The sequence below is a fragment of the Leisingera aquaemixtae genome (assembly GCF_006740765.1).
Lineage (GTDB): Bacteria > Pseudomonadota > Alphaproteobacteria > Rhodobacterales > Rhodobacteraceae > Leisingera > Leisingera aquaemixtae.
Genome location: NZ_CP041159.1, coordinates 2,478,630 through 2,490,715, shown reverse-complemented (window position 1 = coordinate 2,490,715; position 12,086 = coordinate 2,478,630). Strand labels below are relative to the sequence as shown.

15 protein-coding genes are annotated in these 12,086 nt (G+C 66.5%); 4 read left to right on the top strand and 11 right to left on the bottom strand.

Annotation, left to right across the window (positions count from 1 at the left end):
* Positions 1–79: 79 nt before the first annotated feature.
* Complete coding sequence (locus tag R2C4_RS13820) at positions 80–1,078, bottom strand: polyprenyl synthetase family protein (protein WP_141891089.1); 999 nt, start codon at positions 1,076–1,078, stop codon at positions 80–82.
* A gap of 57 nt (positions 1,079–1,135) precedes the next feature.
* Between R2C4_RS13820 and R2C4_RS13815 the strand changes: the two genes are divergently transcribed.
* From R2C4_RS13815 to R2C4_RS13805, 3 genes are all read left to right on the top strand, one after another.
* Complete coding sequence (locus R2C4_RS13815; protein WP_141891088.1) at positions 1,136–1,351, top strand: putative signal transducing protein; 216 nt, start codon at positions 1,136–1,138, stop codon at positions 1,349–1,351.
* Complete coding sequence (locus R2C4_RS13810) at positions 1,348–2,115, top strand: tRNA1(Val) (adenine(37)-N6)-methyltransferase (RefSeq protein WP_141891087.1); 768 nt, start codon at positions 1,348–1,350, stop codon at positions 2,113–2,115. The genes R2C4_RS13815 and R2C4_RS13810 overlap by 4 nt, the downstream gene beginning before the upstream one ends.
* Before the next feature lie 236 nt (positions 2,116–2,351).
* Complete coding sequence (locus R2C4_RS13805; protein ID WP_008557220.1) at positions 2,352–2,525, top strand: YdcH family protein; 174 nt, start codon at positions 2,352–2,354, stop codon at positions 2,523–2,525.
* Positions 2,526–2,592: 67 nt separating this feature from the next.
* Here the strand turns inward: R2C4_RS13805 and yddG are convergent, their stop codons facing one another.
* Entirely contained in the window at positions 2,593–3,471 is an 879-nt protein-coding gene (gene yddG, locus R2C4_RS13800; protein ID WP_141891086.1) for an aromatic amino acid exporter YddG, read from the bottom strand.
* Positions 3,468–4,415 (bottom strand): transcriptional regulator GcvA, encoded by a 948-nt coding sequence (locus tag R2C4_RS13795; RefSeq protein ID WP_141891085.1) that lies wholly within the window; start codon positions 4,413–4,415, stop codon positions 3,468–3,470. Before R2C4_RS13795 ends, yddG begins: the two co-directional genes overlap by 4 nt.
* Positions 4,416–4,527: 112 nt before the next feature.
* Here R2C4_RS13795 and R2C4_RS21250 point away from each other — a divergent pair, with 112 nt between their 5' ends.
* The gene (locus tag R2C4_RS21250) at positions 4,528–4,677 is read left to right on the top strand and encodes a hypothetical protein (RefSeq protein WP_167510261.1); all 150 of its coding nucleotides are present in this window, start codon (positions 4,528–4,530) and stop codon (positions 4,675–4,677) included.
* A gap of 90 nt (positions 4,678–4,767) precedes the next feature.
* On the opposite strand, the gene R2C4_RS13790 is transcribed toward R2C4_RS21250, so the two are convergent.
* The 8 genes from R2C4_RS13790 to R2C4_RS13755 form a co-directional block, all read right to left on the bottom strand.
* Positions 4,768–5,046: a hypothetical protein gene (locus R2C4_RS13790; RefSeq protein WP_141891084.1), complete on the bottom strand. Its 279-nt coding sequence runs from the start codon at positions 5,044–5,046 to the stop codon at positions 4,768–4,770.
* On the bottom strand, positions 5,006–6,496 hold the full coding sequence (locus tag R2C4_RS13785; protein WP_141891083.1) for a S8 family peptidase: 1,491 nt from the start codon (positions 6,494–6,496) through the stop codon (positions 5,006–5,008). The genes R2C4_RS13790 and R2C4_RS13785 overlap by 41 nt, the downstream gene beginning before the upstream one ends.
* Before the next feature lie 143 nt (positions 6,497–6,639).
* Entirely contained in the window at positions 6,640–7,362 is a 723-nt protein-coding gene (gene phbB, locus R2C4_RS13780; RefSeq protein ID WP_058285166.1) for an acetoacetyl-CoA reductase, read from the bottom strand.
* 193 nt (positions 7,363–7,555) lie between these two features.
* Complete coding sequence (locus R2C4_RS13775; protein ID WP_141891082.1) at positions 7,556–8,731, bottom strand: acetyl-CoA C-acetyltransferase; 1,176 nt, start codon at positions 8,729–8,731, stop codon at positions 7,556–7,558.
* 622 nt (positions 8,732–9,353) lie between these two features.
* Positions 9,354–10,193 carry an EAL domain-containing protein gene (locus tag R2C4_RS13770; protein ID WP_141891081.1) on the bottom strand — a complete coding sequence of 280 codons (840 nt, stop codon included), beginning with the start codon at positions 10,191–10,193 and terminating at the stop codon, positions 9,354–9,356.
* Between the two features lie 138 nt (positions 10,194–10,331).
* Entirely contained in the window at positions 10,332–11,264 is a 933-nt protein-coding gene (locus R2C4_RS13765) for a sterol desaturase family protein (protein ID WP_141891080.1), read from the bottom strand.
* Entirely contained in the window at positions 11,261–11,659 is a 399-nt protein-coding gene (locus R2C4_RS13760) for a hypothetical protein (RefSeq protein WP_141891079.1), read from the bottom strand. Before R2C4_RS13760 ends, R2C4_RS13765 begins: the two co-directional genes overlap by 4 nt.
* 75 nt (positions 11,660–11,734) lie before the next feature.
* Positions 11,735–12,076 (bottom strand): hypothetical protein, encoded by a 342-nt coding sequence (locus R2C4_RS13755; RefSeq protein ID WP_141891078.1) that lies wholly within the window; start codon positions 12,074–12,076, stop codon positions 11,735–11,737.
* Between the last annotated feature and the right edge of the window lie 10 nt (positions 12,077–12,086).

The window sequence follows — 12,086 nt, the reverse complement described above, 5'->3', positions numbered from 1 at the left end:
CGCGGGCTCGCCTTTTCATCTTTGCAAAAGTACTCTGGGGTGAGCGCCGCAGGCGCGAGGGGCAAAGCCCCTCCGGGCATCAGTTCAGCCGCGCCACCACGTAATCGGCCAGATCGCTCAGCATGGTGCGGATCTCGTGATCGGGCAGCACCTCCAGCGCCGCGCGGGCCTTGGCCGCCCACCCCAGCGCATCCTGCCGCGTGGCCTCCAGCGTGCCGTATTTCGCCATCAGTGCCAGCGCCTCTTCCAGATCGCCGTCCTGCTGCTTGCCCTTCTCGATGGTGCGGGTCCAGAAGGCGCGCTCCTCGTCCGTCGCCTGCGCCACCGCCTTGATCACCGGCAGGGTCAGCTTGCGCTCGCGGAAGTCGTCGCCGACGTTCTTGCCGGTCGCCTTGCTGTCGCCCTGGTAGTCCAGCAGGTCATCGGCAATCTGGAAGGCAATCCCCAGCGCATCGCCATACTCAAACAGTGCCTTCACCTGTGCCTCCGGCGCGCCGGCAATCACACCGCCCACCTCGGTCGCGGCCGAGAACAGCGCCGCGGTCTTGCCGCGCACCACCTGCAGATAGATGCCCTCATCGGTCTTCAGGTTCGACGCCGCGGTCATCTGCAGCACTTCGCCCTCGGCGATGGTGGCGGAGGCGTTGGCGAGAATGTCCAGCACCCGCAAGCTCTCTGTCTCCACCATCAGCTGGAAGCTGCGGGCAAACAGGTAGTCGCCCACCAGGACAGAGCTTTTGTTGTCCCACAGCAGGTTTGCCGTGGGCCGCCCGCGCCGCTGGGCGCTTTCGTCCACCACGTCGTCATGCAGCAGGGTGGCGGTGTGGATGAACTCCACCGTGGCGGCCAGCTTCAGATGGTGGTCGCCCTCGTAGCCGCACAGCCGCGCCGCCGCCAGCGTCAGCATCGGCCGCAGCCGCTTGCCGCCCGCCTCAACCAGATGCGCGGTCACCTCAGGGATGCGCGGGGCGTGTTCGGAGGCCATCCGGGTGCGGATCAGCGCATTCACCGCCTCCAGCTCCTGGCTCAGCGTGGCGGCCAGCATCTCATGCGGCTTCCGGGTCATCACTTGGTCCATCACTTTCCCGCTTGCAAGGCTCGACAAGGCGCGGGCCTTGCCCTTAGATCCAAATCCATGAAAGAGCTTCTGCGCAGCACCGATCCGACGATCATCGCCTTTGCCTCCGCCCTCCTTGAGGGAGAGGATATAGACTGCTTTCAAATGGACGTAAATATGAGCGTCCTGGAAGGCGGGATCGGAATTTTCCCGCGCCGTCTGATGGTTCGCACCGACGATTACGACGCCGCCGTGGTGGTGATGCGCGACAATGAAATCCCGCTGGGCAGATGAGCGGCTTCCGCGAAGACGAGCTGACCCGCAACGGCTTTCTCGGCGGCAGGGTGCAGCTGTGGCAGCCCGCCCGCGGCTACCGCGCCGGGGTGGATCCGGTGCTGCTGGCGGCGGCGGTCCCCGCGCGGGCCGGGGAGGCGGTGCTGGAGCTGGGCTGCGGTGCCGGCCAGGCGCTGCTGTGCCTGGCGGCGCGGGTGCCGGGGCTGGCCCTGGCGGGCGTGGAGCTGCAAGCGCCCTATGCGGACCTCGCCCGCCGCAACGCTGCCGCCAGCGGGCAGGCGATTGATGTCTATGAGACCGATCTCGCTGCGATGCCGGAGGCGCTGAAGCAGCGCCAGTTTCATCACGTCATCGCCAATCCGCCCTATTACAGGGCAGGCGCCCACAGCCAGGCCCGCGACGCGGGCCGCAAGATTGCCCTGGGGGAGGGCACGCCGCTGGCAGACTGGATCGCCGCCGCCGCCCGGCGCCTCGCGCCCAAGGGCTATCTGCACATGATCCAGCGCGCCGACCGGCTGCCGGACATGCTGGCAGGCTGCTCCGGTGTGCTTGGCTCGCTGGAGGTTCTGCCGCTGGCCCCGCGCCAGGCCCGCGCGGCGGAACTGGTGATCCTGCGCGCGCGCAAGGGCGGGCGGGCCGGCTTCCGTCTGCATGCACCGCTGATTCTGCATGAAGGCGACCGGCACGAACGCGATGGCGAGAGCTACCGGCCGGAAATCCGCGCGGTTCTGCGCGACGGCGCCGCCTTGCCCTGGCCGGGCTGAGGCGCCGTTTCCCAGCGGCGCGAACTTAGGGGCGCGGCCGGCTGGTTTCAACCTTTGGCGAATCCAGATCCGCGGGTTTCTGCTGCTATGCGCCGGCGTCTGCGGCAAAATGCGCGGCGCATAGCCGATATGAAAATTTCATGACAAAAATACTGCGGCTGCAGCGTGACAGATGCGGGAACTTGTGCTCCACTCATATTCGTCAAACACATCTAGCTCAAAGAAGGAGGGTTGCCATGAGCCTCAGCTCGCATCTGACCGAACTTAAGAAGAAGCACGAGCACCTGAGCATGGAAGTGGAACAGGCCCAACGGTCACCCAGTACCGACGGGCTGCAGATTGCAGCGATGAAAAAGCAGAAGCTCAAACTGAAGGAAGAGATTGAGCGCCTGACGGCCGAAGCGGTCTGAGGGGGCTTGCCGGGGCCTTGCCCGGCATGAGGTTTGGAGGGCCTGCCCGGTTGCGGCGGCCCTCTTTTTAGTTGCGGGGCTTTGCGGCACCGGTGCTGGCCCGGGCGGCAATCAGCGCGCCGCCGGTGATCAGCGCCGCCGCCAGCGCCAGCCCCCAGGAGGCCGCGGCAATCCCCGCCAGCACCAGGATCAGCGTTGACAAAAGCGGCGCCGCATAGGAGCTGGTGCCAAGCATCTGGATATCGCCCTGCTTGACGCCAATGTCCCACACGTAGAACGCCAGCCCCACGGGGCCGAGCCCCAGCAGCAGGGTCGACACCCAGCCCAGCGTGCCTGCGGGCCACACCGTCTCCTCCAGCAAAAAATGCAGCCCCCAGGAGGCCACGGCGGTCGCCAGGCAGAACACCGCGACCGAACTGGTCGGCGCGCCGCCCACCAGCCGCGACAGCACCGAATAGCCGGACCATGTGAGCGCGCACAGCAGCGCCAGCCCGTAGCCCGGCAGATACTGCGCCTCAAACCCGCCGCCGCCGCCTGAGATGATGGTCGCCGCCCCGGCAAACCCCAAGCCGGCGCCGATCAGATGCCCCGCCTTCAGCTGCTCGCCGGGCAGCAGGCCGGACAGCAGCACGATCAGCAGGGGCCACAGATAGGCGATCAGCCCGGCCTCCGCCGCGGGCGCAAGCCGCAGCGCCGAGAAATACAGCGCGTGATAGCCGAACAGCCCCAGGGTGCCGAAGATGTAGACCCTGACCGGCACGTGGCGCAGCTGGCCCAGTTTGCCCGACGCTGCGGTCCAGATGATCCCCAGGGTGCCGCCGATGGTGAAGCACAGCGCGTTCAGCAGCAGCGGCGGGGCAGGTTCAGAGCCGACGGTCAGCAGCGCCAGCAGCGCCCACAGCAAAACAGCGATAAAGCCAATGGCGGTTGCGCGGGTCTTGGTCATTGGGGTTGCAGATCCTGAACAGGGATAATGTCGAAATCGCCCCACATATGCGCGGTTTTCTCGATTTCTGCAAAGAACCAGTCGCGGAAGGCTGCGATCTGGGGCCGGTCCCTGGCTTCCGGCAGGCACAGGAAGCGGAACCGCGCATCGGTCTGGATCGCCACCTTGAACGGCGCCACCAGCCGCCCCTCCCGGACGTCCTTGATGATCAGCGGCCGCCGCCCCAGCGCCACGCCCAGGCCCGCGCAAGCGGCGTCAATGGCGTGATCGGGCGCCGAAAAATGGGTGCCGGTGCCGGGGGCGAATTCCACGCCCACTGCCTGAAACCACGCAGGCCAGTCGCAGCCCGGCGCAACGGTGCTCAGGGAATCGTCGAAGATCAGCGGCGCGCGGCGCAGCGACTCCGGGGTCGGAAACTGCGCGTGCATCTCCGGCGTCATCACAGGTGTCAGCCAGTCGGGGCGCGTGCCGTAGGACGCCAGCCCGGCATCGTCGGAGACGCCAAAGCGGATCGCCACATCCACACCGCCGCGGCGCAGGTCCACCACCTTGAGCGAGGCCGACAGCCGCAGCTCGATTTCCGGGTGGCTGCGGGCGAATTCGAACAGCCGCGGCGCCAGCCATTTCGCCGTCAGCGCAGGCCCGGCAGTTACCGTCAGCGTGGTCTCATCCAGCAGCCGCCGGGTGCTCTGCCAGGCTTGGCCCAGCGCCCGGAAGCCCTCGGCGGCGCCGGGCGCCAGCGTCTCGCCCGCTTCGGTCAGCTCCACCGCGCGGTTCAGGCGCCGGAACAGCGGCTGGCCCAGATGCTCCTCCAGCGATTTGATCTGAAACGACAGCGCCGCAGGGGTCACGTTCAGCTCCTCCGCTGCCTTGGCAAAGGACATGTGGCGGGCGGCGGCATCAAAGGCGCGCAAGGCGGTGAGGGGGGGCAGGCGGTCAGACATGACCACATAAGTATACCTTAACTGAACGCTGGAAAAGTCTCGTTTGTGCGTTTCCGGACATACCCTCATATTGGATGCAGGCAAAGGATACTGATCCGAAAGGAGGCCGAAGATGCTGGAATATTCTGCTGATGCCGCCGTGAGGTCTGCCATGGCCCGCGCCCACGCCGAACGCGGTCAGGTGCTGAAACTGGCCTGGACATGGCTGTTCGGCAAGAAGCCGGTGCCGTCCCTCCGCCCCAAGGTTTCCCGCTGGGCCTGAGCGCGCTCTAATTCGAGAAAAGGTTCTTACGGGATAGGAAGAGGGCCGGCCTTGCGGGGCTGGCCCTTGCCGTTTCTGCCACGAGCCGCTTCAGCGGGAGGTCTGGTGGCGGATCAGCGGCTCGATCCTGAGGTAGCGGCCCAGCTGCGCGTCCAGATGGCGCAAGGCGTCCGGGCTGGCAGACACCAGCACCCGCTCCCGGGCAGGCGGGCTGAGCAGCGTGAGCCCGTCAATGTCTTCCAGCTGGCTCTGCCAGTTCTGCGGCAGCTCCTCCCGCATCGTGCGTTTTACCGCGATCACATAATCGGCCATCGGCCCGGCCTCCGCTTCAGCTTCGGGGCATTCCGTGCCCTTCATATATGGCAGCAAGACCGATCGTCCTGCAAATTTCCCGCAGCCGGTGGCGGGCGAGGTCGCTGCGGAAGATGTTGCGCGGCATCGCTAGGTAAGACGCATCTTCCGCCAGCATCCGCGCCAGCACGCCGCAGGCCACCGGTGTCGCCATCGAGGTGCCGTCGAGCGCCGCATAAGGCACGGCGAGCCCGTGCCGGGCCGGGACCGGCGCGATGATGCCGACCCCCGGCGCGATGGCGTCAATCTCCGGCCCGAAGCAGGAGAAGCGGGCAAAGTAGAACCCGTCAAGGCCGAACAGCTCCGGCTGATCCGGCAGCTGGCCGCCGGAAACGGAATCCTCCGGCGCGGTGCCCAGCTTGCCCGCGGCGGAAACCGCGGCGGTTTCGGGCAGGGCAGCGGGGAAATGCACGAACTCAAAGGAATTGGCAGCGGCGCACAGGCACAGCGTGCCGCGCTCGGCTGCGTCCTGCACCGCATCCTGGACCACCTCTGACTTGACCGGCGCGCCCAGCGACAGGTTGATCAGATCCGCGCCCGCGCGGCTGAGGCTGTCGATTGCATCGGCAATGTCGATATTCGCGGCGCCTTCGCCGGGCGGGAACACCCGGGCCGTGTGAAGTTCAACGCCCGGCGCGATGCCGCCATGCGCCAGCACCTCCCCCGGGCGCCCGGCGATTGTGCCAGCCACATGGGTGCCATGCACATCCGCATCCGCCCCGCCATCGGGGTCGTGAATGCCGAGGATAAAGGCGCCATGATCGGTGCCCTGAAGATGCGGATGCGGGCCAAGCCCGGTGTCGATGACGCCCACCCTGATGCCTGCGCCTGCGTCCGGAGCGAAACTGCTGATGCCGCTGGCATGGTGCCACCAGTCCAGCCGCCGGTTCCCCGGCAGCTTGCTGCAGACCACCGTGGTCTTCTGCCCCGACACCTGCGCCCACCGCGCCCAGAAGCCCGCATAGGGTTTGACGATGGCGGCCAGGGGCTGGAAGGCCGGGTTGCTGGGGAAAGCGGCGATACCGTCTGCCCCTGTCAGGCTCTCCTCCCGCATCACCTCGCCGTCCAGCCGCCGCAGGAACAGGATGACGGTGGCCTGCGCCAGCGGCGCGCCGCCGCCGCGCACGTGGAATTCGAGCGGCGCAGCACCTGCGGGCGCGGCCCGCATCAGCCCCGCCAGCGGCACCCGGGCGTGATTGAACATAGAGAGAGCGCCCTCGCGCTGGTGCAGGATCAGCGGCTCGACGATCACGTCGCTGGAGGTGGCCGCATCCAGCGCCAGCATTTCGGCCGGGGTGCCTTCGAGGATCACACTGCGCCGGGCCAGATCATCGGCAGGGCGGGATTCCGAACGGATATGGGCGGTGGCGGGCAGCACCGTCAGCGCCTCGGCCAGCGCCGCGCGCGAGGCGGTCTTTTCGGCGTCCTGGAATTTGCCGGCGCGCCGGTTGGACATCACGAATTGCATGATCTGCACTCCCTCCTTGCTGCACGTATGAGGGTAGTGCTTTTCGCGCCCGCAACCAGTTGCGGTTCAAGGCGGTTGCCGCCGCCTAAGCGGGGGCCCGCACCCCGCCGGGGCGGGGTGCGGGCTGTCATCGGTTCAGCGTGTCAGACGAAGAACTGCGCGCCGTTGGCGGAGATGGTCGAGCCGTTGATGAAGCCCGACTCGTCAGACGCCAGGAAGGCCACGCAGCGGGCGATCTCTTCCGGCTCGCCCAGGCGGCCGGCCGGGATCTGGGCAATGATCGATTCCCGCACCTTCTCCGGCACTGCCATCACCATCTCGGTGGCGATATAGCCGGGGCAGACCGCGTTGGCGGTGATGCCGGCGCGCGCGCCTTCCTGGGCCAGCGATTTCACGATGCCCAGGTCGCCTGCCTTGGTGGCGGCATAGTTCACCTGCGCGAACTGGCCCTTCTGGCCGTTGATCGAGGAGATCACGATGACGCGGCCGAACTTGCGCTCGCGCATGCCCGGCCAGACCGGGTGAACGGTGTTGAACACGCCGGTCAGGTTGGTGTCGATCACTTCCTGCCACTGCTGCGGCGTCATCTTGTGGAAGGGCGCGTCGCGGGTGATGCCGGCGTTGGCCACAACGATGTCGATCGGGCCCATTTCCTCTTCGACCTTGGCGATGCCGGCGGCGCTTTCCTCGTAGCTGCCAACATTCCATTTGTAGGTCTTGATGCCGGTTTCGTCGGTGAATTTCGCCGCGGCTTCGTCATTGCCGGCATAGGTCGCGGCCACATTGCAGCCCTGCGCCTTCAGCGCCTGGGAAATTGCTGCGCCGATGCCGCGGGAACCGCCGGTGACGAGTGCAGTACGTGCCATTCAAGAATCCTCCAGATGAGTTTTTGCTTTGGTAATCTTGCTACAGTTTTGCTTATGCGGGCGCAACATTATTGCGTCATGAAATTTCTGCATTGCCGCAATTAAATTGTCGCACCCGCGGAATACCGCTGAATTGTAAAAGAAAAAGGGCGCCCCGAAAGGGCGCCCTGCGATATCAGCGGATTTGCGCCACTTACGGGCGCTCCACGCACATGGCAACGCCCATGCCGCCGCCGATGCACAGCGTGGCCAGGCCTTTCTTGGCGCCGCGGCGCTTCATTTCGAACAGAAGCGTGTTCAGAACCCGGCAGCCCGAGGCGCCGATCGGGTGGCCGATGGCAATGGCGCCGCCGTTCACGTTCACAATGGCCGGATCCCAGCCCATGTCCTTGTTCACCGCGCAGGCCTGGGCGGCAAAGGCTTCGTTGGCTTCGACCAGATCCAGGTCATTGACCGACCAGCCGGCCTTCTCCAGCGCCTTGCGGGAGGCATAGACCGGGCCGACGCCCATGATCGCCGGGTCCAGGCCGGCGGTGGCGTAGGAGGCGATGCGGGCCAGCGGCTCGATGCCGCGGCGTTCGGCCTCGTCAGCGCTCATGAGAAGGGTGGCGGCGGCGCCGTCGTTCAGGCCGGAAGCGTTGGCCGCAGTGACCGATCCGTCCCTGGTGAAGGCCGGGCGCAGCTTCTGCATCGCTTCCATGGTGGCGCCGTGGCGGATGTATTCGTCCTGGTCCACTACGGTTTCGCCCTTGCGGGTCTTCACGGTGAAGGCAGCGATCTCATCGGCGAACTTGCCTGCCTTCTGAGCCGCTTCGGCCTTGTTTTGCGAGGCGACAGCAAACTCGTCCTGCATGTCGCGGGACATCTGCCACTGCTCGGCCACGTTTTCGGCGGTCTGGCCCATGTGGTAGCCGTTGAAAGCGTCCCACAGGCCGTCGCGGATCATCGTGTCGATGTACTGCATGTCGCCCATTTTGTGGCCCGCGCGCAGGTGCGCGGCATGGGGGCTGAGGGTCATGTTTTCCTGGCCGCCGGCGGCCACGATGGAGGCGTCGCCCAGCTGGATGTGCTGGGCGCCAAGCGCCACGGCGCGCAGGCCGGAGCCGCAGACCTGGTTGATGCTCCAGGCGGCGCTTTCCTTGGGCAGGCCCGCGTTGATATGCGCCTGCCGGGCCGGGTTCTGGCCCTGGGCGGCGGTCAGCACTTGGCCCAGAATGGTTTCCGACACCTCGGATTTGTCGACACCGGCCCGCTCCACCACGGCTTCCAGCACCGCGGCGCCCAGATCATGGGCAGGGGTATTGGCGAACGCGCCGCCAAAGGAGCCGACGGCGGTGCGTGCGGCCGATGCGATTACAACATTGGTCATTGATTTCTGGTCCTCTGCCATCATTTTGGTCTTCGGAAAAGCGCCGCGCAAACGGCCGGGCCGTGCCTGCGCAACAATCTTTCCCGTATCCTCCGGGTCCCGGCATAATCTATTGCTGCGCGTGCAGCAATTGACAGGGTGTCCCAGTCGGAGCGCAAGAGTCAACCGCCAGAAACGTCCTCTGCCGGAGGATTTCCGTCAGCGCCGGGGCGGGGGGCTGCGGGCCGCGGACCCGGACGCGGGACCGCGGCGCGGGGCGGGCTGGAAAGCGGCTGCAAAGACAACGCGCTAACGCAGGGGCAGCCGGTCTGCGGCCGGGGAGATTTGCGGTGCGGCACCGCCGGCATCCGGCGCGGAGGGCCGCAGAGGCGGCGGCGTGCAGGACCGCGGCCCGCCTTTGATCCGCATCCGGCCTGTCTCGTGACACAAGGCGAGGTTGAGTCGGGTAAACGCTTGGAGGCCGCTGGACCGGCGCGGCATGCCGGGGCCGGCCGCTGACGGCTGCGGCGGTCAGAACGATTGCTGCCGCCCAGCCCCCGGGGAGCCGCGCGCGTGCGCCGGGCGGCGGAGCGTATTCCGCTGGCAGGGCGTCAGCGGGCGGGACCTGTGCGCGCCCCTGTTCTTATCCGGCCTGCTGGCGCTGCTTCATGTCCTCGATCCAGGGCGGCGACACTGACGGCGCGCCGTACAGGTAGCCCTGCAGGCAATCCACCCCGTTATCCACCAGAAAGGCGGCATCTTCCTGGCTTTCCACCGACTCGGCGACGGTGAACATGTCGAACTGTTTGGCAATGCCGATCAGGGCCCGCACAACCGACTGGTTGTCATGGCTGGCGTGGATGCCGCGCACGAACTGGCCGTCGATTTTCACCGCGTCGAAGAAGAACTGGCGGAAATGGCCGATCGCCGTTGTGCCGGCGCCGAAATTGTCGAGCGCAAAGGCAATCCCGTGCTGCTGCATCCGGCCCATGAAATCCAGCACCAGCTCCGGCGCGGCCATGACCGAAGCCTCGGTCAGTTCCAGCACCAGGCGTTCGCCCAGCGTGGCGTCGCCTTTCAGAAACCGGTGCAGCACCTGCGTCCAGCGCTGATAGCCGATGGAGCGGGCGGACATGTTGACGGACAGGCGGATCTGCGGGAATTTCTCCAGCGCGCGCAAGCCGTGCTGCAGCGCCAGGCAGTCCATCTCGCGGCCGATTTCCTTATCCTCGACCACATGCATGAATTCCCGGGCGGGAATCACCCGGCCGGTCGGGTCCAGCACCCGGATGTAACCCTCGTAAAAGGCGACGCCATGCGGCGCCATCGCCTGCATGACGGGCTGATAGGCTAATACGGTCTGACCGTGCTTAACCGCTTCGCCGACCATTTCCAAAGTGGACCGGTCGCGGCCTGCCACGGCCGCGCTCAGCGGGTTATCGGATCCTTCGGGCAGATCTGCCATCGCGTTTCGTCTGTTCATGTGCTGCTGGGGCCCTGTTCCGGCAAAGATTTGACTCAATATGATGCTCCCGGCAGCGTCGCGCAAAAGGGTTGAGCCGGGATTAAAATTCAAATTTGAGCTATCGGGCTGCTGGCCCAGGTCCGGCCCAGGTCCGGCTCAACCGCCAAAGCCAGGAGTGCCCGCATCTTCGGGGTGGCGGGCCAAGTGGGCGGCCTTGATCCCGGCAGAGGTCTCGCGGCTGCCGTCGTGGCTGTAGCCGGGCGGCGCAAAGGCATAGAGCAGCCGTTGTTTCAGGGTCAGGCCGGGCTGGGCCATATCCTTGAAGATGCCAGCCCATTCATGAAAGGCCACGCGCAGCGGGTTGAAGCTGGCGATGTTGTGCACCAGCCCGTAATCGGGCCGGTCGTGGTCCTGTTCCGGCACGAAGGTGCCAAACAGCTTGTCCCAGATGATGAACACCCCGGCATAGTTGCAATCCAGATAGCGCGGATTGCGGCCATGGTGGGCGCGGTGGTGGCTGGGGGTGTTCATCACCGCCTCGAACCAGCGCGGCAGGCGGCCAACCGCCTCGGTGTGGATCCAGAACTGGTAGATCAGGTTCAGACCGCCGCAGAACAGCACCAGCGCCGGGTGAAATCCCAAGAGAACCATCGGCGCCTTGACCACCATCATGAAGGTGAAGGTGCCGGTCCAGGTCTGCCGCAGCGCGGTGGTCAGGTTGTAGTGCTGGCTGGAGTGGTGGTTCACGTGGGAGGCCCAGACCCAGCGCACCCGGTGGCCCAGGCGGTGCACCCAGTAATAGCGCAGGTCGTCCAGCACGAAACAGGCCAGCACCGCCCAGAGCGAGGTGCCCATGTCCAGCGGCGTCAGCTCCCACAGGAACATCAGCAGCGCCCAGGCGATGAAGCCCAGCAGCAGCCCCTCGGCGACGCTGCCCGCGCCCATGATCAGCGAGGTGACGGCATCGCGGGTCTCATACCGCCCGCCGCGCTTTTTCAGGGCGATCCACAAGAACTCGGCCAGGATCGCGGCGATGAAAAACGGCACCGCCAGCTGGGTCACGTCGGGAAAGGAAATCTGTCCGGTCATGCAGCCTCCGCCGGGGTGTTGATCAGCTCCAGCCACTGCCGGCGCTCGCCGTCTGGCAAGGACAGGGAGAGTCCGGGGGCGGAAAAGTCGTTGAACTCAAACCGCAGCCCGCTGGCGGTTTCGCGAACCCGGGCCGCGGCCAGAGGGCGGCCCACCGTATCGGCGCCAAAGGCCCAGAGCAGCCCGATGCCGCCCTCGGTCAGCACCAGCGCCGCCTGCCCGCTGGCGGCGGGCAGAACCTTGGTGACGCAGTCGTTGGGGAAATGGCGCAGCCAGGCGGAGCGGGCGCTGCCGGCGGTCAGAACAGCCTGCCGGGACCGCCCCGTCAAGTGCAGCAGCACGGCAATTCCGGATATCCCGCCCACGACCAGGGCCAGCAGCAGTTCCAGCGGCATCACGTCCTCCCGCAGGCAGACTGGCGGCCCGCCGGAAGGCTGTCAAAGGTGGCGTGGGGTCAAGCCCGGCTGCCGCTATCCCGCCATTGCGGTGCTGCCCGGGCGGGCCAGAACCTCCATCTGCACCACCCGCTCGACAAAGGGCACCAGCCCTTCCGGCCCGGAGGCGCGGTCCTTGAGGTGGATGCAGACGTCCGGCCTGAGGGCGGCAATGATGCCGATCAGATCGCCGCGGATCTGGTCGTCCAGCCCCGCGCCCATGATCACGCATTCGATGCGCGGCTCGGTTTCCAGCTGGCGCACCACTTCGGGCTGGTCATGCGCGCCCAGCCACTGGATCGGCAGATGGTCCAGCTGTTCAGCCACATTGCCGATCACATTCGGCAGCTTGCCGATCAGTAACACAACAGGTTTCATATTACGCTCC

Bases quoted from the DNA above. Each gene is read 5' to 3' on its own strand.
- R2C4_RS13805 (WP_008557220.1), top strand. From the start codon at position 2,352: ATGAGCCTCAGCTCGCATCTGACCGAACTTAAGAAGAAGCACGAGCAC.
- R2C4_RS13760 (WP_141891079.1), bottom strand. From the start codon at position 11,659: ATGCCGCTGGAACTGCTGCTGGCCCTGGTCGTGGGCGGGATATCCGGA.
- R2C4_RS21250 (WP_167510261.1), top strand. From the start codon at position 4,528: ATGCTGGAATATTCTGCTGATGCCGCCGTGAGGTCTGCCATGGCCCGC.
- R2C4_RS13765 (WP_141891080.1), bottom strand. From the start codon at position 11,264: ATGACCGGACAGATTTCCTTTCCCGACGTGACCCAGCTGGCGGTGCCG.
- R2C4_RS13775 (WP_141891082.1), bottom strand. From the start codon at position 8,731: ATGACCAATGTTGTAATCGCATCGGCCGCACGCACCGCCGTCGGCTCC.
- R2C4_RS13820 (WP_141891089.1), bottom strand. From the start codon at position 1,078: ATGGACCAAGTGATGACCCGGAAGCCGCATGAGATGCTGGCCGCCACG.
- R2C4_RS13770 (WP_141891081.1), bottom strand. From the start codon at position 10,193: ATGAACAGACGAAACGCGATGGCAGATCTGCCCGAAGGATCCGATAAC.
- R2C4_RS13795 (WP_141891085.1), bottom strand. From the start codon at position 4,415: ATGTCTGACCGCCTGCCCCCCCTCACCGCCTTGCGCGCCTTTGATGCC.
- R2C4_RS13755 (WP_141891078.1), bottom strand. From the start codon at position 12,076: ATGAAACCTGTTGTGTTACTGATCGGCAAGCTGCCGAATGTGATCGGC.
- phbB (WP_058285166.1), bottom strand. From the start codon at position 7,362: ATGGCACGTACTGCACTCGTCACCGGCGGTTCCCGCGGCATCGGCGCA.
- R2C4_RS13815 (WP_141891088.1), top strand. From the start codon at position 1,136: ATGAAAGAGCTTCTGCGCAGCACCGATCCGACGATCATCGCCTTTGCC.
- yddG (WP_141891086.1), bottom strand. From the start codon at position 3,471: ATGACCAAGACCCGCGCAACCGCCATTGGCTTTATCGCTGTTTTGCTG.
- R2C4_RS13785 (WP_141891083.1), bottom strand. From the start codon at position 6,496: ATGCAATTCGTGATGTCCAACCGGCGCGCCGGCAAATTCCAGGACGCC.
- R2C4_RS13810 (WP_141891087.1), top strand. From the start codon at position 1,348: ATGAGCGGCTTCCGCGAAGACGAGCTGACCCGCAACGGCTTTCTCGGC.